The 25,345-nt window shown below is 71.8% G+C and carries 24 protein-coding genes; 18 read left to right on the top strand and 6 right to left on the bottom strand.

Going from position 1 to position 25,345, the window contains the following annotated elements:
- Positions 1-12: 12 nt before the first annotated feature.
- Together J2847_RS21220 and J2847_RS21215 are read right to left on the bottom strand one after the other, a co-directional pair.
- Entirely contained in the window at positions 13-1,059 is a 1,047-nt protein-coding gene (locus J2847_RS21220) for an Ldh family oxidoreductase (protein WP_209780826.1), read from the bottom strand.
- Positions 1,056-1,727, bottom strand: a complete 672-nt coding sequence (locus J2847_RS21215; RefSeq protein WP_209780825.1) for an RraA family protein — start codon at positions 1,725-1,727, stop codon at positions 1,056-1,058. The genes J2847_RS21220 and J2847_RS21215 overlap by 4 nt, the downstream gene beginning before the upstream one ends.
- A 123-nt stretch (positions 1,728-1,850) precedes the next feature.
- Here J2847_RS21215 and J2847_RS21210 point away from each other — a divergent pair, with 123 nt between their 5' ends.
- From J2847_RS21210 to J2847_RS21190, 5 genes are all read left to right on the top strand, one after another.
- A complete protein-coding gene (locus J2847_RS21210; RefSeq protein ID WP_209780824.1) occupies positions 1,851-2,774 on the top strand; it encodes a LysR family transcriptional regulator in 924 nt (307 codons plus the stop codon).
- A 152-nt stretch (positions 2,775-2,926) separates the two neighbouring features.
- A complete protein-coding gene (locus tag J2847_RS21205; protein ID WP_209780823.1) occupies positions 2,927-4,798 on the top strand; it encodes a right-handed parallel beta-helix repeat-containing protein in 1,872 nt (623 codons plus the stop codon).
- Between the two features lie 240 nt (positions 4,799-5,038).
- Positions 5,039-5,713, top strand: coding sequence for a flagellar hook assembly protein FlgD (locus J2847_RS21200; RefSeq protein ID WP_209780822.1), 675 nt, complete (start codon positions 5,039-5,041; stop codon positions 5,711-5,713).
- 87 nt (positions 5,714-5,800) lie between these two features.
- Positions 5,801-7,111 carry a flagellar hook protein FlgE gene (flgE, locus tag J2847_RS21195; protein ID WP_209780821.1) on the top strand — a complete coding sequence of 437 codons (1,311 nt, stop codon included), beginning with the start codon at positions 5,801-5,803 and terminating at the stop codon, positions 7,109-7,111.
- A gap of 10 nt (positions 7,112-7,121) precedes the next feature.
- Positions 7,122-7,376, top strand: coding sequence for a hypothetical protein (locus tag J2847_RS21190; protein WP_209780820.1), 255 nt, complete (start codon positions 7,122-7,124; stop codon positions 7,374-7,376).
- Between the two features lie 28 nt (positions 7,377-7,404).
- Here J2847_RS21190 and J2847_RS21185 read toward each other — a convergent pair whose 3' ends face one another.
- Positions 7,405-8,439 carry a helix-turn-helix domain-containing protein gene (locus J2847_RS21185; protein ID WP_209780819.1) on the bottom strand — a complete coding sequence of 345 codons (1,035 nt, stop codon included), beginning with the start codon at positions 8,437-8,439 and terminating at the stop codon, positions 7,405-7,407.
- Positions 8,440-8,623: 184 nt separating this feature from the next.
- Here J2847_RS21185 and J2847_RS21180 point away from each other — a divergent pair, with 184 nt between their 5' ends.
- From J2847_RS21180 to J2847_RS21130, 11 genes are all read left to right on the top strand, one after another.
- Positions 8,624-8,989: a Nif11-like leader peptide family RiPP precursor gene (locus tag J2847_RS21180; RefSeq protein WP_085552013.1), complete on the top strand. Its 366-nt coding sequence runs from the start codon at positions 8,624-8,626 to the stop codon at positions 8,987-8,989.
- Positions 8,990-9,116: 127 nt separating this feature from the next.
- Positions 9,117-9,419: a Nif11-like leader peptide family natural product precursor gene (locus J2847_RS21175; protein ID WP_085552014.1), complete on the top strand. Its 303-nt coding sequence runs from the start codon at positions 9,117-9,119 to the stop codon at positions 9,417-9,419.
- A 33-nt stretch (positions 9,420-9,452) separates the two neighbouring features.
- Positions 9,453-9,788 (top strand): Nif11-like leader peptide family RiPP precursor, encoded by a 336-nt coding sequence (locus J2847_RS21170; RefSeq protein WP_085552015.1) that lies wholly within the window; start codon positions 9,453-9,455, stop codon positions 9,786-9,788.
- A gap of 28 nt (positions 9,789-9,816) precedes the next feature.
- A complete protein-coding gene (locus J2847_RS21165; RefSeq protein WP_209780818.1) occupies positions 9,817-10,194 on the top strand; it encodes a Nif11-like leader peptide family RiPP precursor in 378 nt (125 codons plus the stop codon).
- A 43-nt stretch (positions 10,195-10,237) separates the two neighbouring features.
- Positions 10,238-10,564, top strand: a complete 327-nt coding sequence (locus J2847_RS21160; RefSeq protein ID WP_209780817.1) for a Nif11-like leader peptide family RiPP precursor — start codon at positions 10,238-10,240, stop codon at positions 10,562-10,564.
- Positions 10,565-10,602: 38 nt separating this feature from the next.
- The gene (locus tag J2847_RS21155; RefSeq protein WP_209780816.1) at positions 10,603-10,782 is read left to right on the top strand and encodes a hypothetical protein; all 180 of its coding nucleotides are present in this window, start codon (positions 10,603-10,605) and stop codon (positions 10,780-10,782) included.
- Positions 10,779-11,099 (top strand): Nif11-like leader peptide family RiPP precursor, encoded by a 321-nt coding sequence (locus tag J2847_RS21150; RefSeq protein ID WP_209780815.1) that lies wholly within the window; start codon positions 10,779-10,781, stop codon positions 11,097-11,099. Before J2847_RS21155 ends, J2847_RS21150 begins: the two co-directional genes overlap by 4 nt.
- Positions 11,100-11,141: 42 nt before the next feature.
- Positions 11,142-11,486: a Nif11-like leader peptide family natural product precursor gene (locus J2847_RS21145; RefSeq protein WP_209780814.1), complete on the top strand. Its 345-nt coding sequence runs from the start codon at positions 11,142-11,144 to the stop codon at positions 11,484-11,486.
- 22 nt (positions 11,487-11,508) lie between these two features.
- Positions 11,509-12,756 (top strand): NHLP bacteriocin system secretion protein, encoded by a 1,248-nt coding sequence (locus J2847_RS21140; protein ID WP_209780813.1) that lies wholly within the window; start codon positions 11,509-11,511, stop codon positions 12,754-12,756.
- A gap of 1 nt (position 12,757) precedes the next feature.
- On the top strand, positions 12,758-14,917 hold the full coding sequence (locus J2847_RS21135) for an NHLP family bacteriocin export ABC transporter peptidase/permease/ATPase subunit (protein ID WP_209780812.1): 2,160 nt from the start codon (positions 12,758-12,760) through the stop codon (positions 14,915-14,917).
- Between the two features lie 5 nt (positions 14,918-14,922).
- Complete coding sequence (locus J2847_RS21130) at positions 14,923-17,802, top strand: NHLP bacteriocin export ABC transporter permease/ATPase subunit (RefSeq protein WP_209780811.1); 2,880 nt, start codon at positions 14,923-14,925, stop codon at positions 17,800-17,802.
- Positions 17,803-17,816: 14 nt separating this feature from the next.
- On the opposite strand, the gene J2847_RS21125 is transcribed toward J2847_RS21130, so the two are convergent.
- The 3 genes from J2847_RS21125 to J2847_RS21115 form a co-directional block, all read right to left on the bottom strand.
- Entirely contained in the window at positions 17,817-18,887 is a 1,071-nt protein-coding gene (locus tag J2847_RS21125) for an AraC-like ligand-binding domain-containing protein (RefSeq protein WP_209780810.1), read from the bottom strand.
- A gap of 157 nt (positions 18,888-19,044) precedes the next feature.
- On the bottom strand, positions 19,045-21,585 hold the full coding sequence (locus tag J2847_RS21120) for an ABC transporter permease (protein WP_209780809.1): 2,541 nt from the start codon (positions 21,583-21,585) through the stop codon (positions 19,045-19,047).
- 83 nt (positions 21,586-21,668) lie between these two features.
- Positions 21,669-22,466 carry a DUF2189 domain-containing protein gene (locus J2847_RS21115; protein WP_209780808.1) on the bottom strand — a complete coding sequence of 266 codons (798 nt, stop codon included), beginning with the start codon at positions 22,464-22,466 and terminating at the stop codon, positions 21,669-21,671.
- A 225-nt stretch (positions 22,467-22,691) separates the two neighbouring features.
- Here J2847_RS21115 and J2847_RS21110 point away from each other — a divergent pair, with 225 nt between their 5' ends.
- Both J2847_RS21110 and J2847_RS21105 read left to right on the top strand, forming a co-directional pair.
- A complete protein-coding gene (locus tag J2847_RS21110; protein WP_209780807.1) occupies positions 22,692-24,635 on the top strand; it encodes a sensor histidine kinase in 1,944 nt (647 codons plus the stop codon).
- Positions 24,625-25,272: a response regulator transcription factor gene (locus tag J2847_RS21105; protein ID WP_209780806.1), complete on the top strand. Its 648-nt coding sequence runs from the start codon at positions 24,625-24,627 to the stop codon at positions 25,270-25,272. Before J2847_RS21110 ends, J2847_RS21105 begins: the two co-directional genes overlap by 11 nt.
- Positions 25,273-25,345: the final 73 nt, after the last annotated feature.

Here is a 25,345-nt window from a genome sequence, read left to right as displayed (position 1 = left end):
GCCGCCGGACGCTCATTGGATCCAGGCGACGTCGTATTGTTGGCCGAGCGCGATCAGTTCCTCGGCGACACGGTCGGGAAGCTCGATGCCGTCGCGGCGGCGGGCGGCTTCCAGCCGGTGCTCCACCTCGCCGGCGTGCAGGATTTCCAGGGTACCGGGGGCCTTCGGCTCCGCCTTCATCAGGTCGATGAAGCCGCCGAGCCGTTCGGTGAAGGTGGGCAGCGGCATGAACCGCTCGATGTCGATGGCGATGAAGAAATGCCCGACATTCTGCGGCTCGGCCCAATTGTCGTACATGTTGTTGACGGTCGGGCCGTAGCCGGCGCCGGTCAGCACGCCGGCCAGGATGTCGATGGCCATCGACAGCCCCGACCCCTTGGCGCCGCCCAGGGGCAGCACGGCGCCGTCCAGCGCGGCCTCCGCGTCGGTGGTCGGGTTGCCGTCCTTGTCCACCGCCCAGCCGAGCGGGATGCTCTCTCCCCGCTTGGCGGCGACGATGATCTTGCCGCGCGCGACGAGGCTGGTCGCCATGTCCAGCACGAAGGGAACCGGCCGTCCGGTGGGAAAGCCGAAGGCGATCGGGTTGGTGCCGATGAAGGGCCGCACACCGCCGGCCGGCGGCATGGTCTGCGAGGCGTTGGACAGCACGATCAGCGCCAGTCCCCGCTCCACCGCCCGCTGGACATAATAGGCGCCGGTGCCGAAATGGTTGGACTGGCGCACGCCCAGCGCGCAGACGCCGTGCCGCTTCGCCCGCTCCATGGCCAGATCCAGCGCCACCGCGCCGACATGGGCGCCGAAATTGTTGCCGCCGTCGGCCAGCGCCGTGCAGCCATCGTCCCGCACCAGCGTCACCGGGGCCTGAGGGTCGACCATCCCCTCGGCGGCGCGCTTCAGATAGATGCCGGTGCGCACGACGCCATGCGATTCCACCCCGCGCAGGTCGGCGTAGACCAGGCTGTCGGCCACCGTCGCGGCGACCGTGGGAGGAACGCCGGCACGCATGAACACGCGGCCGCAATAAGCCGCCAACCGGTCGTGCGGGACGCGGACGCTCATGGGGCCAGCCCCCGCTCGGCCAGCATGCGGTCCACCCAACTGCGATCGACGGTGCCGTCGGCGATGCTGCGCAGGATGCCGCCCTCGCGCTCCTGCTGGGCGCGCGCCAGCGCCAGGATGGCCGGGGCGTCGGCCTGCGGCACCACCAACAGGCCATCCTCGTCGCCGAGCATGATGTCGCCGGGAGCGACCACCATGCCGCCGACCGACACCGTGACGTTGATTTCCCCCGGACCGTCCTTGTAGGGGCCGCGATGGGTGGCGCCACGGGCGTAGACCGGCAGGTCGCCCGCCGCAAGGACCGCGGTGTCGCGCACGGCCCCGTCGATCACGAAGCCGGCCACGCCACGGGTGCGGGCGTAGGACCACATGATCTCGCCGATGATGGAATTGGTGGTGTCGCCGCCGGCGTCGACGACGATCACGTCGCCGGGCTGGGCAAGGTCGAGCGCCTTGTGGACCATGAGATTGTCGCCCGGACGGGTGCGGACGGTCAGCGCCGGTCCGCACAGGATGCCGCTGTGATGAATGGGCCGCAACGCCGTGCCGCCGGCGAACATGCGGTTCATGTTGTCGCTGACGATGGCCGTCGGAACGGTCCTGAACGCGGCGACGAGATCGTGTGACGGACGCGACGGTGCGCGTTCGATCCGGAAACCAATGGTCATCCTGGAGCTTCCCCACTGGGCGCCGACGGCGCCGACTGTTGTCCTACGCCCAGAATGTTGGTTCACAATGCATTCATGGTCCAATATATTGTAGAGCCCCGATTGATACCGTCCTGTTATCAAATGATCGACATTCGCCAGCTCCGCTACTTCCAGGCAGTCGCTGAAGAGTTGCATTTCGGGCGCGCCGCCGCGCGAATACGGATCGCGCAACCGGCGCTTTCCCGCCAAATTCAGAATTTGGAGGAGGACATCGGTGTTGTTCTGTTGAAGCGGACACAACGCACCGTGGAATTGACACCGGCTGGGACTCTGTTCCTCGACCGTGCGGCGCGCATCCTCGACGATCTCGTGAAGGCGCGAACCGACGCCCGCCGTGTCGGCATGGGGGAGTATGGTCATCTGGTCGTCGGCTTCATCCACTCCTCGACCTACGATCTGCTGCCGGCGATCCTCGAACGGTTCCGCCACCTCTACCCGGATGTGGAGTTGGAGTTGCGGGAGATGACCATCGCGCAGCAGTTCGATGCGCTGGGGCGCGGCCTGATCGACATCGGATTGCTGCGCCCACCGTCCTCCGACCCGCGGCTGGAGGTTCAGACAATTCTGACCCAGAATTTCCAGCTCGCGGTTCCGGCCAGCCACCCCTTGGCCGGTCTGGACAGTCTGCCGCTCGCCCGTGTCGCCGAGGAACCGTTCATCATGTTCTCGCAACGGGAGAGTCCGCTGTTCCATTCGCGGATCATGCGGATGTGCGAGGCCGTCGGCTTCGCGCCGCGCGTCGTTCAGAACGCCACGCAAATCCACACCGTGGTCGGTCTGGTCGGCGCCGGAATGGGTGTCGCGCTGGTGCCAGAGGTGGCGCGCAATCTCCATATGACCGGGGTTCGGACCCTGACCCTGGAGGACGCCCACGCACCGGTGCATGTGGCGCTGGGCTGGCAAAGGATGAACGAAACCCCGGCCATTCGTTCGTTCCGTCAGGTCGCGCTGCTGGTCGTGCAACAGCTGGCCGCCAAGCATTCGGGCCACGGTCCGCAGGGCTGAGCTGGTCCCGGGAAACGGGGACCAGCTCTTTTGTCCATGTGCAAACATTTTTGTCCGCCGACAATTATTCCCCATTTGGGGTACTCCAGCGGGAAAGGAAAAATTAACCATAAAAGCGTTTCCTCCGGCCCACAGCACTGGAGGACTTGACCATGACGACCACCGACCAGACGGCCTTCTACGTTTCGACGCAGGGCAACGACAGCTGGTCCGGCCGGCTTGCGGCCCCCAACGCCGACGGCACCGACGGCCCCTTCGCCAGCCTGGAGAAGGCGCGGGATGCGATGCGGGCGGGTGATACCGACACCACCCACGTCCGTGGCGGCACCTACCGCCTCGATGAAACGCTCACCCTCGATTCCCGCGACAGCGGCCACAGCTTCGCCGCCTACGAGGGCGAGACGCCGGTGATCAGCGGCGGCGAGCTGGTGCGCGGCTTCACCGCCGAGGGGAGGGGCCTCTATTCCGCCAAGCTCGATCACGCCAGCGGGCTCGACCTGACCATCGGTGGCGTCCGCCAGACGGTCGCCCAGACCGGCGACGTCGACCCGGCCGACCCGACCAGCGGCTGGCACGTCCTGCGCGCCGCCGAGGGCGGGGCCAGCAAGACCGTCTTCGCCGCCAAGGACGGCGACATCCCGGCCGACCTGACCACCCATGACGGGCTGGTCGTCCAGACCTTCGACACCGAGCGGCTGAAGGACGACATCACGGCGGTGCGCGCCATCGACGGCGACCGCGTCACGCTGGCCGACGACGCCTCCTACGCGCTGCGCTCCGGCGGCACCTACCGGGTGATGAACGACGCCGCGCTGATCCGCGACGCCGGCGAGTTCGGCTGGCGCGCCGGCGACGACGCCCTGGTGGTGAAGCCGGAGGATGCCGCCGCCCTGCTCAAGGACGGCGCCGTGGTGGCGCGGCTCGGCACGCTGATCAGCGCCAAGGACGCCAGCGACCTCTCCATCACCGGCCTGACCTTCACCGATGGGCAATACGACGGCGCGGCGCTGTCGCTGACCGGCGGGCACGGCAACGCGGTCGGCGGCAACCATTTTGTCAATGTCGGCACCGCCATCGCCCTGAACGGCACCGACAACAGCCTGATCGGCGGCAATGCCATGGAGCATCTGGGCTCCAGCGGCATCACCATGAGCAACGCCGCCAACGGCAACCACATCTATGCCAACCGCATGGAGCACATCGGCGAGATCGTGAAGGGCGGGGCCGGGGTCGGGGGCGTCGGCAGCAGCGACAGCGTCATCAGCCACAACGACATCTCCCACGCGCCGCGCTACGGCGTGTCGCTGAAGGAGTGGGATGACGGCCAGATCAACCGAAACAACATGGTCGAGTTCAACAGCATCCACCATGTCGGGCAGGAGACCGCCGACGGCGGCGGCATCGAGATGCTGGGCCGCTCCGGCACCCCGACCGGCTCGGTGATCCGCGGCAACGACGTGCAGGACACCGGCGGTCTTGCCACCGACTCGGATGGCAACTGGTTGACCGACCACAAGGGCTGGGGCATCTCGCTCGACGACCTGACCGGCGGCGTCACCGTGCGCGACAATTTCGTCAAGGGCTTCTCCTGGGGCGGCATCTACGTCCATGGCGGCGACGGCAACCTGCTGGAGAACAATTTCGGCGTCGTCGGCGACCCGGACCACGCCTTCATCCGCGTCGAGTGGGTGCCCAAGGCCGGCGACCAGGCGCGCCCCGACGACACCACCATCATCCGCAACCTCACGGCCGGCGACATGCCGATCGAACAGTATTGGAAGCTGATGAGCCCCGGCCAAAATTTCCTGATGGACGGCAACCTCGCCGCCAACGGGAAGGGCTACGGGCCGAACGACGCGGTGTTCAATCCCGGCTTCACCGACAGCGCGAACGGCGACTATTCGCTGAAGGAGGACGCGGCGGCGCTCTCCCACGGCATCCATGACCTGAGCTGGTCGTCGATGGGCAGCGACGGCTACGGCGCCGACGCCACCATGCCGCATTTCTGGGGCGACGCGGCGTAACGCCGCCGCACCCGCTTCCAGCCCGGCCATAGGCCGCCGTCCAGCCGGACGGCGGCCTTTTTGCTGCCCCGGCTCTTTTTCGAAAAAAACCGCGCCAGCTTTCCCGCCCCGCCCCGTGGATACCCACAGAACGAACGGGCGGCGCCGTCGCGCGGCCCTTCCCTGGACAACACCGGCCTCGCCGCCGCGGACACCCGACCCGGAGTCCGCGAACGGGCCGCGATTTGGGTGGAGAAGGCGATGTCGGTGTCAGCACTCAGCTCCACATACGCGACCAGTTCGACCGCGACGGCCAGCTCCTCGTCGAGCCGCTCGTCGGCCTCGCTGGCCGAGAACTACCAGTCCTTCCTGACCCTGCTGCTGAAGCAGCTGGAGGTCCAGGACCCGACCGATCCGGTGGACGCCAGCGAATACACCAGCCAGCTCGTGCAGCTCGCCTCGCTGGAGCAGCAGATGTCGATCGGCGACAAGCTGGACGATCTGACCACCGCCGTCTCGGCGCTCGGCACCGGCAGCAGCGCCATCGGCTATCTCGGACGCACGGTGGAGGCCGAGGGCGACACCACGGCGCTCCAGGACGGCAGCGCCGAGTGGGAGTACGACCTCGACTCCACCGCCTCCAAGGTCACGCTGACCGTCACCGATTCCTCGGGCAAGACGGTCTACACGACCAGTGGCGAGACGTCGTCGGGCACCCATGCGCTGAGTTGGGACGGCACCGGCAGCAACGGCAGCTCCTACACCAGCGGCACCTACACCCTGGCGGTCACCGCCTTCGATTCCAGCGGCAGCGCCGTCGGCGCCACCACCCGCATCAAGGGCACGGTGACCGGCGTCGACAGCAGCTCGGGATCCGCCGTGCTCGACGTCGGCGGGGTCAGCGTCTCGGCCGACGACGTGCTGGCGATCTCCTGACCGCCATCTCCTGACCGCCATCTCCTGGCCGCCATCTCCTGACTGCCGCATCCACCCGAATTTCCCGATCTATCGACAGGTGCCGCCATGAGCATCACCAGCGCGATGTACAGCGCCATGTCCGGCCTGACCGCCCAGAGCAAGGCGCTCGCCTCGATCTCCAGCAACATCGCCAACTCCAGTACCACCGGCTTCAAGGGCACGGTCACCAGCTTCACCTCCTACATCAACAAGACGACCACGGTCGACGAGCAGGTCGGCGGCGTCATCGCCTCCAACACCCGCAACATCAACCGCCAGGGCGAGATCCAGTCCTCCGCCACCACCACCAACATGGCGATCAATGGCGAGGGCTTCTTCGTCATCTCCGACGCCTCGGCGAACGGCGGGATCGCCTTCACCCGCAACGGCTCCTTCTCGGCCGACGCGTCGGGCTACCTGAAGAACGACGAGGGCAACTACCTCTACGGCTGGAAGCTGGACGAGAGCGGCAAGATCACCGCCAGCAACAAGACCTCCACCGACAGCCTGGAGGCGGTCAACCTGACCAGCATCAAGGGCACGCCCAAGGCGACCTCGACGCTGGGGGTCGAGGCCAACCTGCCGTCCGACGCCGAGACCGGCGACAGCTTCACCACCGACGTCGAGATGTTCGACGCGCTCGGCAACAGCCATTCGGTGACGCTGAGCTGGACCAAGACCGCCGACAACACATGGTCGCTCGACGCGTCGGACCCGGCCAAATCGTCGGACGGCACGGTGACCACCGGCACGATGGCGGGCTTTCCGCTGTCGATCAGCTTCAACAGCGACGGCTCGCTGGCCTCGGCGACGCAGGACGACGGCACCGGCACCATGGTGTCGGTCGATCCATCGGCGATCTCCTTCTCGGTCGGCGGGTGGACCACCGGCGCCACCGACAGCGCGGTCACGCTCGATCTGGGAACGGCCAACGGCACCGACGGGCTGACGCAGTACGCGTCGGGCGACAGCGATCCGTCGGTCGGCGACTGGAGCAGCGCGCAGAACGGCTACGCGCCGGGCACGCTGACCGGCACCACCATCGACGACAGCGGCGTCATCCGCGCCACCTTCGACAACGGCGAGACGCGGGCGATCTACCAGATCCCGATCGCGACCTTCGCCAACGCCGACGGGCTGGACAGCGAGACCGGCAGCACCTTCACCCAGACCTACGAGTCCGGCGCCTACCAGCTGCGCACCGCCGGCGACGGCAAGGCGGGCGAGATTGCCGCCGGCTCGCTGGAAAGCTCCACGGTCGAGCTGACCGATGAGTTCAGCCGGATGATCACCGCGCAACAGGCCTATTCCGCCGCCTCCAAGGTGGTGACGACGGCGCAGGACATGCTGGACACGCTGATCGCCATGAAGCGGTGAGGGCCGGGGCATGGACGCCGATCCGGACCGCTTCGCCGAGCAGGACGCGCTGCTGCTCGACCACAGGCGCGTCGTCGCGCGGGCGCGGCGGCTGCTGGTCGGACCGTCGACGCGGACGGAGCGGCTGGCGCTCGCCGACGACCTGCTGACGCTGATCGAGCGGTTGCAGGAGGCCAGGGCGGCGCTCGGCGTGACGATCCGGCGCGGCGACGCGGCGCGGACGGCGGCGACGGCCTATGGCCGGGCCGGCGGGCTGCGGCGGTAGCGGACGCCGGACGCCGCGGCCCGCCGGCTCACAGCACGGCGAGTTCATGAAACCAGCGCTTGAACGCATCCGAGACGTTGGTGGGCGAGTTGCTCACCCGCTGCGAGCTGGCGCGGGCGTCGCGCGGCGCCATGCCGAACGCGGCGCGGAAGGCGCGGCTGAAGGCGGTTTCGGAGCTGAAGCCCCAACGCCGGGCGATGTCGGCGATGCGCTGGGGCCGGTGCGCCATCAGGTCGGCCAGGCTGCGGGCGAGCCGGCGTTGCAGGATGTAGGCGGCCACCCCGCCCATCGGCTCGAACAGCCGGTACAGCGTCGGCCGCGACATGCGGAAAGCCTCGGCGATGCGCGCCGCATCCAGCTGCGGATCGCCGAGATGGCTGTCGATGTGCCGCTTGATGGCCCTTACGCGCGACGCCTGCATTTCCGGCCGGACGAGATCGAGCGCGTCGACGGTCGGCCCCAGGCAGCCGGCGACGAAGGCGGCGGCGCCGCGCGCCACGCTCAGCGCCTCGCGCGCCGACAGGGTGGACGCGACACGGTGCAGCGATCGGACATGGCCGGCCAGCATCGCGCCCAGCGGGCTGCGGCCGGGCAGCACCAGCCCGTGCAGCGCGTCGGGATCCACCACCAGCGGGGCCAGCATCTCGCGCGGCAGGCAGAGGGTCAGGGTGTCGATGTCGTGGTCGACGGTGCTGACCGTCTGCGCCAGATCCAGGATGCAGACGTCGCCCGTGCGGACGTCGACCTCCCGCGCGCCCATTCGGCCGCGCGAACCACCCCGGTGCTGGAACTGGACCAGATAATGATCGATGCCGCTGCGGGCGATGATCGGCCGGCTGCGTTCGAAGCTCTGGGTCACCGACGCGCAGCGGCCCAGCAGCACGCTGCCCATGTGGTAGGTCTCCAGCACGCCATGGAAGGCGCCGACGGCGTCCCGGTCGGGAACGCTGATCTCGAAGATCGGCGACATCTGATCGCGCCAGAGCCAGAATCCCTCCTCCGGCGCCATGCCGGCGCTGTCGAAGCGAAGAACGGGGGACGCTTCCCCTCCGGTGTCGGCCATCGAACGCGCTCACGCCAGTTCCCCGACATAGCACCATCATTGCACCCGGCTCCTGTCAAGCCGGCTTCCACCGCCGGCCCGTGACCATTTGAGACGGCCGGGCAAGTTTCTGGGACGCCTTGAAGGGTGGGCGCCCACCGTCCCGGCTAAGCTCCCGGCGATCATCAACCGGGGGACGACGGCCATGAGCCAAGCGGAACTGGAGCGGTTCGCCACCGCGGCCCTGAACGAGCCGGCGCTGGCCGAGCGCCACGCGGCGGCGGCCAACCTCGCCGAGCTGGCGGCGCGGCTGCGCGCCGACGGCTACGACGTCACCGACGCCGAGGTCGCGGACGCCCACCGCCGCAGCGTCGAGCTGCCCGACGAGATGCTCGATCAGGTCAGCGGGGGCGCCGGGGTGCTGCTCGGCCTCGGCGGGCTGGCGCTGGTCGGCGGGCTGGTGTTCGGCGCCGTGGTCGCCGCCGACGGGATCAACAACCTCGTCACCGGCAGGCCGGCGGTGATCAACGACGCCCTGCGCAACTTCGCCTCCAAGCTCTATCCCCATTGAACCAGGGCCCGCGGAATCGCGCCCCGATGAGACGCCGCGGCAAGTTTCTGGGACGCGGCGGCGGGCGGCGCCCCGGCCCGGCCTCTAGCATTCCCGGCGGCATGCAGGCGAGACAGGAGTCCCGAACATGAGTCAGGCCGAGATCGAGCGGTTCGCCGCCGCGATCCGGGAAACCCCGGAACTGGCCGAGTCCTACGGCGCGGCGGCCGATCTGCCGGAGCTGGCGGCGCGGCTGCGCGCCGACGGCTACGACGTCGGCGACGACGAGATCGCCGAAACCGCGTCCCGCCTCGCCGAAGGGCCGGACATTGGGCGCCTCCATGAGGAGCGGCCGGATGGGGAGCTGTCGGACGGGGAGCTGGACAGGGTGTCCGGCGGCCTCAAGCAGCGTCCGACGCCGGCCCTGCTTCTCAACATGATCCGGTTCTGACCACCCCGTTTCCCGAGCATCGGAGTCCCCGGGATGAGCCAAGTCGACATCCAACGCTTTGCCGCCGCCGTCCAGGCCGACCCGTCGCTTCTCGACGCCTACCGCGACATCGCCGACCCGGCCGCCCTGGTGGCGCGGCTGCGCGCCGACGGCTACGACGTCAGCGACGACGAGATCGCGGCGGCGATCCGGCGTGGTCGGGAACTTTCGGACGAGCAGCTCGACCAGGTGTCGGGAGGCGGCGTTCTCGTCGCCGTCGGCGTGGCCGCCACGGCCCTGGCCGTCGTCGCCATCACCGGGCTGATCGGCGTGGGGGGCTGGGCCGCCTTCGAGATGGCCAGGGCGGGCCGGCCGCTCGGCGGGCGCTGACACTTTCGACACCAAGGGGGAACCGGACATGAGCCAGACCGATCTTCAGCGTTTCGCCGACGCGATCCGAACCACGCCCGATCTGCTCGAACGCTACGCCGGCCTTGCCGGCCCGGCGGAGGTGGCGGCCCAACTGCGCGCCGACGGCTACGACGTCAGCGGCGACGAGGTCGAGGCCGGGATGCGCCGTGGCCGGGAGCTCTCGGACGAGCAGCTCGACCAGGTGTCGGGCGGCAGCATCCTCGCGACCGCCGCGATCGGCGTGGCGGTCGGGGCCGGCGCCCTGTTCGCCGCCGGCGTCGCCGGCACCTGGATCTGGGCCGTGGCCACCATCGCCCAGGGCGCCGGGCAATCCGCCCCCGCCACCCCCGATCCCCGCAGCTACCGGATCGGCTGGCGGTCCTGAAGCACCCGACCGGAACCATCCGACAGGAAAGGACGACACCCCCATGAGCCAGGCGGAGCTTCAGCGGTTCGCCGCCGCGGTGCAGGCCGATCCGGGGCTGGCCGAATCCTACGGGACGGCCGCCACCCCGGCGGAGCTGGCAGCCCGGCTGCGCGCCGACGGCTACGACATCGGCGACGGCGAGCTGGCGGCGGCGCACCGCGGCGGCAGCGAACTGTCCGACGAGCAGCTCGACGGGGTGTCCGGCGGCTTCGTCGTCGCGACGGTCATGGCGAATCTCTTCGCGCTCGGGTTGGGCGGCGCGCTCGTCGGGGCCGTCGCCGGGATCGTCGCCGACTCCGCCCGGAGGGGCACGCTGCCCAAGGCCTGACCCGCCGTCGGGCCGGACACCGGAAAGGAGGCACGCGCATGAGCCAGACGGAACTCCGCCGGGCGCCCGCCGTCACGGCCCGGGACGATCCGGCGCCCGCGTCGCCGGTGGCGCCCAGCACGCTCGACCTCCTCTTCGCCCAATTGCAGCAACGCATCGGCACGGCGAACCGCGTCGCCGAACCGCCGGACCGCGACCCACCGGAGAAGCAACGATGAGCCAGACCGAATTGGACCGCTTCGCCGCGGCCGTCAGCGACAACCCCGCGCTGGCACAGGATTACAAGGATCTGGGCAGCGCCGCCGCGATGGCGGCCCGCCTGCGCGCCGACGGCTACGACGTCAGCGACGCCGAGCTCGAGGACGCCGCCCGTTCGGGCCGGACCCTGTCGGACGAGCAGCTCGATCGGGTCACCGGCGGGGCGCTCGGCCTCGTCTTCGGCGCGCTGACGGCGGTCGGCGCGGTCGCCACCTTCGGCACGGTGGCGGTGCTCGCCATCGTCCATGGGGTGAAGCCGCCGCCGAAGGCCGGCTGAGCCCGCCACGCCCACCACCAATTCCGCCTGGGAGCGCACGCCATGAGTCTCAAGGAGTTCGAGCGTTTCACCACCGACCTGCGCGCCGATCCGGCGCTGGCCGACGGCTACCGCTCCCTGTCGACCGCCGCCGAGGTGGCGGAGCGGATGCGCCGGGACGGCTACGGCGTCACCGACGACGAGGTCGCGGAGGTCGCCCGCATCGGCGCCGAGCGCGCCGGCAGGCCGGCGGCCGAGCTGGAGCACGAACAGCTCGACCAGGTCACGGGCGGCAGCCTCGCGCTGACCTTCGGCGCCCTCGCCGTCACGCTGGCCATCGTCGCCATCCCCGCCTTCGCCGGGGGAGCCGTCGGAATCGCCCAGAAGCTGGGTGCCCGGATTCCCTGAGCCGGCCCCCGAACGAGCCCACATGTCCCTGTTCCGCAAAAGCGCCCTCGACCGCCTGTCCAGCCCGGAGCGCCTCGACACCGTGTTCGTCGCGGCCTCGCCGGGCTACTGGATCGCCTTTCTCGCCCTGGCGCTGCTGGTGGCGTCGGCGGTGGCCTGGTCGCTGATCGGGCGGCTGCCGACCCGCGTCGCCGGGGACGGCATCCTGCTGAGCGCGCGCGGCGAGGTGTTCTCCGCCGCCGCCAAGGGGCCGGGCTCCCTGCGGGAGTTCCTGGTCCAGCCCGGCGAGCGGGTCTCGGCGGGCCAGACGCTGGCCGTCATCGACCAGTCCCTCGCCGTGCGCCGCCGCGACGCCGAGGCCGCGACGCTGGCCCAGATGGAGGCGCGCCAAGCCGACCTCGTCGCCGAGGACCGCGCCCAGGGCAACCGCCGGGCCGAGATCATCGTCGCCCAGAAGATCGCGCTGGTCGGTCAGCTCCAGCGGGCGCGCGAGCGGCTGGTGGCGGTGCGCGGCCAGGCGACCGACCAGCGCGCGCTGATGGAGCGTGGATTCACCACCCGCGCCCGCGTGCTCGACAGCGACCGCGAGCTGAACGACCTGACCGAGCGCATCGAGGGGCTGGAGCAGAAATCGCTGTCGCTGACCTCCGACGAGATGGCGCGGCAGGCCGAATGGCGGCTCAAGCTGCTCGACCACGAGAACGACGTCAAGCGCCAGCGCGACAAGCTGAAGACCGTGGAGCTTGAGCTGCGCGCCAACTCCGCCGTCGAGGCGCCGGTGGACGGCATCGTCACCGAGCTCGCCGCCTCGCTGGGCGACGTCGTCGCCGCCGGCGCCCCGGTGCTCCGCATCGTGCAGGAGGCGGCGGCGATGGACGCGCTGGTCTTCCTGCCGCCCCTGAAGGCCAAGCAGGTCCGGCCCGGCATGGCGGTCCAGGTCGAGCCCGGCGTGGCGAAGAAGGAGGAGTACGGCGCCGTGCTGGGCCGTGTCCGCACCGTGTCGGACCTGCCGGCCTCGCGCGAGGCCCTGGCGGCGATGCTGCACAACGAGGAGCTGGTCCGCCTCTTCATGAAGGAGGGGCCGCCGGTCATCGTCCGCGCCGATCTGGAGACGGACGGGGAGGGCGTCTCCGGGTTGCGCTGGGCGGGCGGGCGCGGCCCGGACTTCCGCATCGAGCCCGGCACGCTCGCCCGCCTCACCGTGTCGGTGCGCGAACAGGCGCCCGCCTCGCTGGTGCTGCCCTTCCTCCGTTCGCTGATCGGGGCCTGAGATGGCCAACTGGTTCGGGCGCCGCGTGCGGACGCCGACCCTGCTCCAGATGGAGGCGGTCGAGTGCGGCGCCGCGGCGCTCGGCATCGTCCTGCACCACCATGGCCGCCACCCGCCGCTGGAGGAGCTGCGCGTCGAATGCGGGGTGTCGCGCGACGGCAGCAAGGCCAGCGACATCCTGCGCGCCGCCCGCCGCTACGGCTGCGAGGCCAAGGGCATGCGGCTGGAGCCGGCCGCCGCCCTGGAACTCCCCTTTCCCTTCATCGCCCACTGGAACTTCAACCACTTCCTGGTGGTGGAGGGGGTGCGGGGCGGCAGGGTCTTCCTCAACGACCCGGCCACCGGGCCGACCCGCGTGACGCTGGAGGCGTTCGACGCCGCCTTCACCGGCATCGCCCTCACCGTCGAGCCGGGCCCGGAGTTCCGCCGCGACGCCCGGCCGGCCGGCACGCTGCGCCAGTTCGTGCCGCTGCTGCGGCAGGCCGGGTCGGCGGTGCCGCTGTCGGTGCTGATCAGCCTGCTGCTGATCGTGCCGGGGCTGCTGATCCCGGCCTTCACCAAGGTCTTCGTCGACGACGTCCTGATCCACGAGAAGACCGACTGGCTGCGCCCGCTGATCGCCATCATGATCGTCACCGCACTGGTCTATGGCGCGCTCAGCTGGTTGCAGCAGCTCGTCCTGCTGCGGGCGCAGACGGCGCTTGCCGTCGGCGGCTCGGCGCGCTTCCTGTGGCATCTGCTGCGCCTGCCGGTCGAGTTCTTCACCCAGCGCCACACCGGCGACGTCGCCAACCGCGTCGCCGCCAACGACCGGCTGGCCGGGATCGCCGCCAACCAGCTGGGCGCCAGCGCGGTCAACGCCGTCACCGCGCTGTTCTACGCCCTGGTCATGCTGTCGCTCGACACGCCGCTGGCGCTGGCCTGCATCGCGCTCGGCACCACGAACCTCGCGGTGTGGAAGCTGCTGGCCCGCCGGCGCGAGGATGCCGGCCGCCGCCTCGCCCAGGATCTCGGCCGGTTCGAGAGCGCCACCGTCACCGGCATCCTCGCCATCGAGACGCTGAAGGCCACTGCCACCGACGACGACTATTTCGCCCGCTGGTCGGGCTTGCAGGCCAACCACAACGCCAACCAGCGCCAGCTCGGCGGCTACGGCCTCGCCACCGGCGCGGTCGAGCCGCTGATCGGCGGCCTGACCACCGCCGCCATCCTGGGGCTGGGGGGCCTGCGCGTGGTCGAGGGCGACATGACCATCGGCACGCTGGTCGCCTTCCAGATGCTGGTGCAGAGCTTCATGGGGCCGCTGTCCGCCCTGGTCGCCGTGTTCGGCACGCTGGTGGAGGCCAAGGCCGACCTCGCCCGCGTCGGCGACGTGATGCGCCATCCGCAGGCGCGGCCCTTCGCCGAGCCGGTCGGCGAATCCGGGGCGGAGCCGCGCCGCCTGGAGGGCCGCGTGACGCTGGAGGGTGTCGGCTTCGGCTACCAGCGCCACGCGCCGCCCCTGATCGAGGATTTCAATCTGGAGGTCGCGCCCGGCGCCCGTGTCGCCCTGGTCGGCGGTTCGGGCAGCGGCAAGTCGACGGTGGCGAAGCTGATCGCCGGCCTGCACCGGCCATGGAACGGCGTCATCCGTTTCGACGGGGTGCCGATGGAGGATGTGCCGCGTTCCACCCTGATCGCCTCGGTCGGGGTGGTCGGCCAGGAGATCCATGTCCTGTCGGGCAGCGTGCGCGAGAATTTGTCGATGTGGGATCCGACGCTGCCCGACCGCGCGCTGGCCGGCGCGCTGGCCGACGCCGACGTGATGGAAGTGGTGACGGCCCGCCCGCGCGGCCTGTCGGGGCTGATCGACGAGGGGGGCGCCAATTTCAGCGGCGGGCAGGCCCAGCGCCTCGCCATCGCCCGCGCGCTCGCCCGCGACCCGTCGGTCCTGATCCTCGACGAGGCGATGTCGGCGCTCGATCCGCTGACCGAGCAGCGCATCGACGAGGCGATCCGGCGGCGCGGCTGCACCTGCATCGTCGTCGCCCACCGGCTCAGCACGGTGCGCGACGCCGACGAGATCCTCGTGCTCGACCGTGGCCGGGTGGTCGAGCGCGGCAACCACGACGCGCTGATCGCCCGCGACGGCGCCTACCGCCGCCTGATGGGGGCGGAGTGACCGCGATGCTCGGTGACGCGATCCGGATCGGTGGCGAGCCCCTGACCCTGCTGGGCAACCGGCCATTGCGCCTCGATGGGGCGCGGCACCCGCTGCGGGTGACGGACGGGCGGGTCTCCGTCTTCGCGATCCACCTCGACGCGGGTGGCGGGCCGACCGGGACCCGCCGGCATGTCGTCACCGTCGGCGCGGACGACGCCTTGCCCGGCTGGCCGCGGCGCGGCACCGGCATCGGCCTGTTCGCCGTCGCCATCGGCGCCGCCCGGGCGGTTCCCTGGCCGCGTGAAAATCCGGAACCGGGCGAGGCCGGCCGGCTGGACGCGGTGCTGGCCGCCTTGGGCGCCGCCCGCGCGACGACCGGCATCCCGGCGGGGGCGCTGCGCGTCGGGCCCGGCGAGACGTGGCGGTTCGATCAGGCCCGGACGCTGGTCGGCCACCACGTTCTGTGGGCGGAGGTCGAGGGCGACCCCACGCCCCATCTGCTGACGCAGCGCTCCTGGCATCGGGTGGAGGCCGGCCGCGCCGTGCAGGGGCTGACCACGGCGGCGATGGTGGCCCGCCACGGCTGGGCGCCGGTCGACGCGGTGTGCGAGGAGGCCCTGCTCTGGCTCGCCGCCGAGATCGGCGTCGCCGGGCTGGAGGCCCGCGAGGGCATCGCCACACGCGGGGAGCACGACCGCAAGGCCATCGACGGCGCGCTGCGCGCCGCCGCCGGCATCCTGGGCGGTGCGGCCGCCGTCGAGGCGACCGCCATTCCCGACGACCCCGCCGCCGCCGCGCTGCACCGGGTGGCGCACGACCTCGGCATCCCGCTGCGCCCCCCGCCGGAGAGCCAGGGACCGGCGGCGGGCCATGCGCCGGAGGGCGGGGCCGGCGCCGACCTGATGGCCGTGGTTCAGCGCCATGCCCGCAGCGGCGGCTTCCGCTGCCGCGCCATCACCCTGCCCACGGGCTGGTGGCGCCGCGACATCCCGTCCTTCGTCGGCTCGTGGGCCGGAGGCGAGGGGGCGGACGGCGGCGCGGGGAACGGGGCGCCCTGCGCCGTGCTGCGCCGGGGCGTCCGACGCTACGAGGCCATCGATGCCGACGGTCGCCGCCACGCCGTGACCGCCGACGTCGCCCGCCGGCTGGCGCCGGGCGGGATCGCCCTCTACCGCCCGCTGCCGGCCCGCGCGCTGACACCGCTCGACCTGCTTTCGGCCGCCTTCCACGGCTCGGGCGGCGATGTCGGCGGGGCGGTGCTGCTCACCCTCGTCTCGGTGCTGCTCGGCCTGCTGACCCCGGTCGCCACCGGCGTGCTGGTCGACGAGGCGGTGCCCTTCGCCGAGACCGCCAGCATCCTGCACATGGCGCTCGGCCTCGCCGCCATCGCGGTGGGCAGCGCCATGTTCGCCCTGACCCGCGCCCTGCTGCTCCTTCGCTTCGAGGGCCGCGCCGACGCCCAGCTCCAGGCCGCCGTGTGGGACCGGTTGCTCCGTCTGCCGGCGGGGTTCTTCCGCCGCTTCCACACCGGCGACCTGCTGATGCGGGCGCTCGCCCCCACCCAGCTCCGCCGGGTGGTCGCCGACACGCTGCTGTCCACCGGGCTGTCGGGCGTCTTCTCCGTGGTCAATTTCGCGCTGATGCTGACCTACGATTCCCGCCTCGCCGTCGCGGCGCTGGGCGTCGCCGGGGTGGCGGCGCTGCTGCTGTCCCTCACCGGCCTGGTGCAGCTCCGCTTCGAGCGCCGCTCGGTCGAGCGCGCGGCCGAGACCTCATCGGCGCTGATCGACGTGCTGAACGCGCTGCCCACCGTCCGCGTCAACGGGGCGGAGGACCGGCTGTTCGCCCGCTGGCTGCGCCTGTTCGCCGCCCAGCGGCGGGAGGGCTTCCGCGTCGGGCTGGCCGGCGCCGTGTTCGCGGTGCTCAACGCGCTGGTGCCGCTGCTGTCCACCCTGGTGTTCTTCCTGGTCGTCGCGTCGGCCGCCAAGCCCATCCCGGTCGGCGATTTCGTCGCCTTCAACGCCGCCTTCGGGCAGTTCCTCGGGGCCGCGCTGGGCGTGGTGACCGCGCTCACCGCCTCGCTCGACGCGGTGCCGATCCTCAAGCGCATGCGGCCGATCCTCGACGCCGTGCCGGAAAGCACCGACGACAAGCCGGAGATCGCGGCGCTGCATGGCGCGGTGTCGGTCGGCGGCGTCACCTTCCGCTACGGCGACGGGCCGGCGGTGCTCGACGACGTCAGCCTCGACGCGCCGCCGGGGTCCTTCGTCGCCCTGGTCGGTGCGTCCGGCTCGGGCAAATCGACCCTGTTCCGCCTGCTGCTCGGCTTCGAGACGCCGGAGCGGGGGGCGGTGTCCTACGACGGGCGGTCGCTGGCCGACGTCGATCCCGCCTCGGTGCGCCGGCAGCTCGGCGTCGTGCTCCAGCGCGGCGCGCTGCTGCCCGGAAGCATCCTGGAGAACATCGTCGGCTCGGCCCCGCTCGGCCTCGACGACGCCTGGGAGGCGGTGCGGCTCGCCGGGCTCGAGGAGGACGTCAAGGCGATGCCGATGGGTCTGCACACCCTGCTGTCGGACGGGGCGGCGACGCTGTCGGGCGGTCAGCGCCAGCGCCTGATGATCGCGCGGGCCATCGTGCGCCGCCCGCGCGTCCTGCTGCTGGACGAGGCGACCAGCGCGCTCGACAACCGCACCCAGGCGATCGTCGCCGACAGTCTGGCGCGGCTGAACGCCACCCGGATCGTCATCGCCCACCGGCTGAGCACGGTGGTCCACGCCGACCTGATCTGCGTGATGGAGCGCGGCCGCATCGTGCAGCGCGGCACCCACCGCGAGCTGATGGAGCAGGACGGCCCCTTCCGCGCGCTGGCGCGCCGGCAACTGCTGGAGAGCGCCCCCTCCTGACCGGGGCCGGGCGGTCAGGCCGGCCCGGCCGGCTCCACCGGGTTGAGCGAGCCCATCCAGTGCCGGAGGACGCGGTCGGCGGCGCCGGCGTCCTTGGGCGCCAGCAGGCGGCGCATGGCGTCGGCGGTGTCGCGCGCCTCGCTGGGCGACAGGCCGTAGGCGGCGCGGAACGCCCGGCTGAACGAGGCTTCCGACCCGAAGCCCCAGTGCAGCGCGACGTCGATCACCCGCGTCCGCCCCGCCCGTGGCGCGACGAGGTCGGCGAGCGCCCGCGCCAGCCGGCGCCCGCGCACATGGGCCGCCACCCCGCCCAGCGGCTCGAACAGGCGGTAGAGGCTGGACCGCGACAGTCCGAAGTGGCGTCCGATGGCATCGCTGTCGAGGTCCGGCGTTTCGAGCCGCTCGTCGATGAAGCGCTTGATCCGCGCCAGCGTCGCCGCGTGCAGGTCGGCGACCGCGCGTTCTCGCGCGTCGAGCGCCGGCCCCAGGCAGGCGGCGACCAGACCGGCGGTGCCGCCCGCCACCGCCTGGGCCTCGCGGGCGGTCATGGCGGGAATCTGGTCGTGGAGCGTGCGCAGATGGTCGCCCAGCAGCGAGCCCATCGCCGACTCCCCCGGCAGGATCAGGCCGTGCAGCGCGTCCGGCGCCTTGACCAGGGGGGCGAGGCTCTCGCGCGGGACGACGATGGTGAGGTTGCGGAAGTCGCTGGCCCGCGTCGACAGCGGTTGCGTCATGTCGAGCACGCAGACGTCGCCCGTCCGCATCGTGACCTCCTGCCCCCCCACCGTGCCGGCGTAGCCGCCCTCCAGATAGACCTGGACCAGATAATGCTCGATGGCGCCGCGGGCGATGGTGGCGCCGTCGCGGTGGAAGCGCACTCCGGAACCGGCGGTGTCGGACAGCAGCAGCCCCCCCAGATGGTAGGTCCGCATCGATCCGGTGAAGCCGTCGGCGTCGTCGCGATGGGCCAGCTCCACGTCGAAGACGATCGAGAGGATGTCCCGCCACCGCTCGAAGCACGCACCCCCCGAAAGATCGCCACGGTCGAACGCCAGCACGGGAAGCTGGGGAGTGATCGGCGCCATCGCGTCATCCTGCATCGTCAGCGGTGTCTTCCGGGGTGGAGGCACTGACAGAGTGCATCACCGACCGCAACGTTTCCATATGATGCGGCTCCGGTCCGATCCTTTCCCGCTCAAAGGCGTCGGCGTCGGCGTCGTCGCCGCGCGGCGACGGTTCCGTTCAGTCCAGGGCGTTGCCGCGCAACCGCCGCAGCGCGTCCGTCCCGCGCAGGCCGGCCGCCAGCCCCGCCCCGGCCGCCGCCATGCCGACCGGGGCGGCCAGGAAGGCGGCCACGGCGACCATCCCCCCGGCCGCCGAGCCGGCATCGGTGACGCCCGCGACGACGGCCGTCCCGCCAAGCCAGCCCAGAGGTGCCGCCACCGCCGCCACCGCCGCGCCGAGAAGGGAAAACTCCAGCACCACGGCCAGGCCGATCGAACGCCGTCCGATCCCGAGGGCGTGCAGGATCGCCATCTCATGGAGCCGCCGTCTTGCGCTGTTGGCGATGGCGCCCAGCAGGACGAGGCCGCTCGCCCCGAGCGCGACGAACGACAGGCCGTCCAGCAGCCGGCGGACCTGATCGACGGTCGAGCGGAGCGTGCGCAGCAGCCCGGCCGTGCGCAGCGCGGCGGCGTCCGGGACGGCCGTCGCCATCGCCGCTTCCACCGCGGGCACGGCCGCCGCGCCGGACCAGACGGCGGCGACGAGGCTGTGGCGCGGCGGCTCGGCGAAGGGCGAGAGGATCACCGGAAAGTCCAGGTCGAGCCTTGTCCAGTCGATGCGCCGGAGATTGGCGACCGTCGCGGTCAGCGGACCATCCGCCAGGGCCAGGGTGACGGTGTCCCCCACCGCCAGACCCAGCCGGCCGGCCACCTGCGCGTCCAGCGAGGCGAGCGGCGGACCGTCGTAGGCCGGAGGCCACCATGTCCCCGCGACGACCCGGTCCGTCGCGGCGGGCCGGTCGCGCCAGGACAGGCCCCGGTCGCCACGCACCGCCCAGGCCACGGAGCGCGGGACATCCGCCTCGGTCACGGGGATCCCGTTGACGCGGCTGATCCGGGCGTGGAGGAAAGGCGCCGTCTCCACCCGCTCGACCCCGGACAGGGCGGAGAGGCGCTCCCGCACGTTGCGGTCGGCGTGGGGGGCGACGTTCAGGAAGATGAGGGACGGCGTTTCGGCCGGAAGCGTCGCCTCGACATGCTCGACCGCCGCCGTTCCGGTCACGCCGACCGCCACCAGCACGGTCAGCCCGACGCCCAGGGCCACCGCGACCGGAACCGTCGGCGCTCCGGGCCGCCCGAGGTTGGCGACGGCCAGACGGACCAGCGGCCCACGGCCTCGCGCCAGGCGGCGGGCGGCCAGGGCGAGGCCGTGCCCGAGGAGCGCAAAGCCGGCCGCCACCGCCCCGGCGACCGACAGGAAGCCCGCGACCGCCAGCGGCATGCCCGTCCAGGCGGCGAGCAGGCCGGCGAGCGACAGCCCGAGAACGCCGACGGCCATGCGGATCCGCCATCCATGCCGCCATCCGCGCCATTGCCGGGGAGGGCTCCCGGGGCTCCGCCAGATCGCGGCAGGGCTCGTTCCGACCGCGCGGCCCAGCGGCGGCAGGGCGCAGAGGAGCGCCGCAAGGAGGCTCACCGTCGCGGACAGCAGAAAGGCCGGCGGATGGAGGGCGCCCGCCGTTTCCGGAAGCCAATCGAGCGGCAGCGCGTGTGCCACCGCGCCGGCGAGGCCGGCTCCGGCCGCCAGCCCGATCAGGAGCGCGACGGCGACCACGAACAAGGTCTGCAACAGAAAGGCTGTGAAGAGAAGGCGCGGTGAACCGCCCGACGCCTTCAGCGCGGCGATCACCGGCAACCGCCGGTCGAGATGCGCCGACAGCGCGCGACCGATCCCCACGCCACCGACCAGGGTGATCGACAGCGCCCCCAGCAGCAGCAGGGTGCGGGCGAGCTGGACCGTGCGGTCGACGCCGGGGATGCCGTGTGCGGCATCGACGATCCGCCAGCCGGCGTCGGGAAAGCGGCGCTCCAGGTCACGCAGGACGGTGCCGGAGCGGCCTTTCTCCGGCAGGAGAAGGCGGTAGTACCAGTAGACCGGCGCTCCGGGGCCGGCGAGTCCGGTCGCCGCCAGGGCGGGGCGGGCGACGACGACCCGCGGGCCGAGGGAGAAGGCGCGGAACGCCCGGTCCGGCTCATGCCCCAGCACGGCGCGGATCACGACCTCCCCCACGCCGATCCGCAGCCGGTCCCCGATCCCCAGCCGCAGCGCGTCGAGAAGGTCGGCGGAGACCGCCGCGCCCCAGAACCCGTCCCGATGGGCCACGGCGGCGGCGAGGGAAGCCGCGCCGGAGACGGTTGCCGCGCCGACGAGCGGATAGGCCCCGTCGACCGCCTTCAGCTCGACCAGGATCCGGGCGCTGCCGCTCACCGTCCCGGCGGCCGGTCTCAGTTCCGCCGTTTCGCTGACCGTGCCCGCCGCCTCCAGGAAGGCCCGCTGCTCCGGCGTCGCCGGGGCGTGGAAGAGGCGCACGGACAGGTCGCCGCCGACGGCCTCGCGGGCGGACGCCTGCATCCCGTCGAGCACGGCGCCGCCGAGCGAACCCACGGCGGCCATCATGGCGGTGCCGAGCGCCACCCCGAGGACGACGATCCACAGGCCGGCGGTCCCGCCACGCAGGTCCCGCCACGCCAGCCTCAACGCGATGCGCAGGAAGGTCATGCCGGAACCATCGTGGAGGTCCGGCGGCGTGGCAACCACCGGCGTGGCGTTTCCCGCCCGCTTTCCGGCTTCATGTCTCCGGCCTACGCCTCCGGCTTCACCAGATCGCGGTAGGCGTGCCAGCTCGCGTGGCCGATCAGCGGCAGGGCGACGATCAGGCCCAGCATCGCGGTGGCCAGCCCGATGCCGGTGATCAGCACGATCAGCCCGGCCCACAGCATCATGGCGCGCGGATTCCTCAGGACCGCCATGATCGAGACCAGCGCCGCCGCGAAGATGTCCTCCTGGCGGTCGAGCATCATCGGCAGGGCCGTCACGTTGGTGACGAAGGCGATGGCGGCGAAGGCGAAGCCGAGCGCCGTGACGAACAGCGTGAAGGCGATGCCGTCCAGCGTGAAGGTCTGCGCCAGCAGGCTGGACAGGGTCATCGACACGTAGGGGAAGAACAGCGCGAAGGCGATGACGTTCAGCCGGATCCAGATCATCATGAACAGCATCAGCACCAGCCCGGCCGTCAGGATGTGATAGGGGTTGGCCCGCCACGCCATCAGCGCCCGCCCGAAGCGCGGCTTGCGGCCCTCCTCCACATCCTTCGACACCTGATAGAGGCCGAGCGTCAGCAGCGGCGCCACCAGCAGGAAGGCGCCGATCATCGGCGCGATCAGATAGGCCATCCCCGCCAGCGTCAGCCCGGCGGTCAGCGCGAAGCCGATGGCGACGAACAGGGCGCCGTAGGCCATGCTGACCCACCCGGCCGCCCGCATGTCGGCCCAGCCCCTCCACAGCCAGCCGACGACCTGGGACGGCGCGATCGCGCACACCCGGTCCTCGTAGGGGAGGCCGGCAAGGGACGAAGGGGCGGTCGGTCGCGTGTCGGTCATGTCCTGTCTCCACCTGTCATCGGAACGGAATCTGGTGTGTCGGGAGGCTGTTGAAAGTTGGTATGACGAATTATTTAGTAACGAATCTTTTTGCGTATCCGGCAACCGGAAAAAAAGCGGCGGCGGCACGGGACGGCACCGCCGCCGTCACATCCGCCATTGTGCGCCCCTTGCGAATGGGGGCAGAAATCGCCTGTCCGCGATCTGGGAACACCGAAGGCATCCATGGAGTCGACCATCACGCGGCCCGGCGTCCGGCGGCACAAGCCCGCGTCGCGTCGCCGCCGCTCCGCCTTGCGGCTCGTCGCGCTGGCGGTCTGGCTCGTTGCCGGCCAGAGCGCCGCCCAGACTGCCGCCCAGACCGCCGCCACCGCGCAGGCCGTCGCTCCGCCCATCCGTGTCGGCGTGCTGGCCTACCGGGGCGGCGACCACGCGAACGCCGCCTGGGAGCCGACCGTCCGCTATCTGGCCGAGCGCTTTCCGGAGCGCGGGGCCGAGATGGTTCCCCTGGACCTGCTCGGCATGGACACCGCCGTTCAGGCGGGCAGCGTCGATTTCGTGCTGACCAACACCGGCAACTACGTGGAGCTGGAGGCGCGCCACGGCGTGACGCGCATCGCCACGCTGCACTCCGCGCGGGCCGGGGCGTCGGGGGCCGCGATCGGCTCCGCCGTGATCGTCCGGGCCGACCGTTCGGACATCCGCGAGCTGGGCGACCTGAGGGGGCGGACCGTGATGGCGATCGACCCGGACGCCTTCGGCGGTTTCCAGATCGCCTGGGGGGCGATGCTGGAGGCCGGGGTCGATCCCTACCGCGACCTGAGGGAGCTGCGCTTCTCCGGCTTTCCGGTGGACCGGGTCGCCTTCGCGGTCGGCGAGGGGGAGGTGGACGCCGGCATCCTGCGGGCCTGCGTGCTGGAGGAACTGGCGGCGGAGGGCCGCGTCGACGCCGGCCGGTTCCGGGTCCTGGGGGGCGGGGCGTCGCCGGGCTTCGGCTGCGCCCTGTCCACCGGCCTGTACCCGGACTGGCCCCTGGCGCGGCTCGCCTCGACGCCGGAGGAACTGGCGAAGGCGGTCGTCGTCGCCCTGTTCCAGATGCCCGGCGACCATCCGGCGGCCAAGGCCGGCGGCTACGACGGCTGGACGGTGCCGCTCGACTACCAGCCGGTCCACGCCCTGTTCCGCTCCCTGCGCATCGGGCCGTACCGCTCCCTGCGCGAGGTCTCGCTCGTCGAGCTGGCGCGCGAGCATTGGGAATGGCTCGCCGCCGGCGCGCTGGCGCTGCTGTGGTGGGCGGTGCATTCCCTGCGGGTGGAGCATCTGATCAAGGTGCGCACCGCCGAGTTGCGGGCGGCCAACCGCGACCTCCGGCACGAGATGGCCGAGCGGCGCCGCGCCGAGGAGACCGCGCGCGAGCGGCAGAAGGAGATGGACCATGTCGCCCGCCTCTCCATCCTCGGCGAGATGGCCAGCAACCTCGCCCACGAACTGAACCAGCCGCTCGGCGCCATCGCCAACTACGCCCGCGGCTGCACCCGGCGCCTGGAGACGGGGACGGCGGAACCCGCCCAGCTGGCGGAGATCACCCGCGCCATCGCCGAGCAGGCGGAGCGCGCCGGGCACATCATCGCGCGAATCCGCGGCTTCGTGCGCAAGCGGGCCGCCCGGCCGGAGCCGATGGATCTCAACGAGGCCGTCCGCGCGGCGATCCTGCTGTGCGAGCCCCGCGCGCGGGGCGACGGCGTCGCCATCCGGCCGGACCTCGCCGACGGCCTGCCGCCGGTCGTGGCGGACGGCGTCCAGATCGAGCAGGTCGTCCTGAACCTGATCAAGAACGCCCTCGACGCCCTGGAGGGCGCGGCGTCCGGCGCACCGCCGATCACGGTCCGCACCGGGCTCGACGGGGAAGGGCGGGTCGAGGTCGCCGTGGCCGACCGGGGCCCCGGACTGACCGGCGATGCGCGGTCCCGCCTGTTCGATCCCTTCTTCACCACCAAGCCGGATGGCATGGGGCTGGGGCTGTCGATCTGCCGCACCATCGTGGAGGCCCATGGCGGCCATCTTTGGGCCACCGACAACCAGGGGGAGGGGACCGTGATGCGCTTCGTCCTGCCCGCCGCGACCGGCGGGCAAAGGATCGCCGGCAAGGAGCCGCGCCATGCCGTCTGACACCAGCCGCGCCGCCGCCGACCGGATCGTCGCCAACCGCGTCGTCTACGTCGTCGACGACGATCCGGCCATGCGGCACTCGCTGGCCTGGCTGATCGGGTCGCTCGGGGTGCCGGTGGAAAGCTTCGGTTCGGGCGAGGAGTTCATCCGCGCCGTCCGCCCGGACCATCCGGGCTGTCTCGTGACCGACGTGCGGATGCCGGGGATGAGCGGGCTGGAGTTGCAGGACACGCTCGCCCGCGCCGGGTCGCTGCTGGCGGTGGTGGTCATCACCGGCCACGCCGACGTGCCGATGGCGGTGCGGGCGCTGCGGGCGGGGGCCGTCGATTTCATCGAGAAGCCGCTGAACGACCAGATGCTGCTGGACCGGGTCCACGAGGCCCTGGAATCCTCGCACCGGGCCTGGGCCGTGCGGGCGCGCAAGGAGGAACTCCGCGCCCGGCTGGCGCGCCTGACCCCGCGCGAGCGGCAGGTCGCCGATCTGGTCGTCGCCGGCAAGCTGAACAAGGTGATCGCCGCCGAGATCAATCTCAGCCTGAAGACGGTCGAGGTCCACCGGCACAATGTGATGGAGAAGCTGGAGGTCGCCTCGGTCGCCGACCTGACCCGGTTGCTGATCGAGGCCGGCTCCCAGTGATCCCCTGCGGCATGGCGTCACTGGGGAAAACCCCAAAAACTCTGGCGATAGCCCCAATGGGAGGCGGCTGACC

It is taken from the genome of Azospirillum agricola (assembly GCF_017876095.1).
GTDB lineage: Bacteria > Pseudomonadota > Alphaproteobacteria > Azospirillales > Azospirillaceae > Azospirillum > Azospirillum agricola.
The sequence above is the reverse complement of the archived record's forward strand: the minus strand, read 5'-3'. Positions and strand labels throughout refer to the sequence as shown.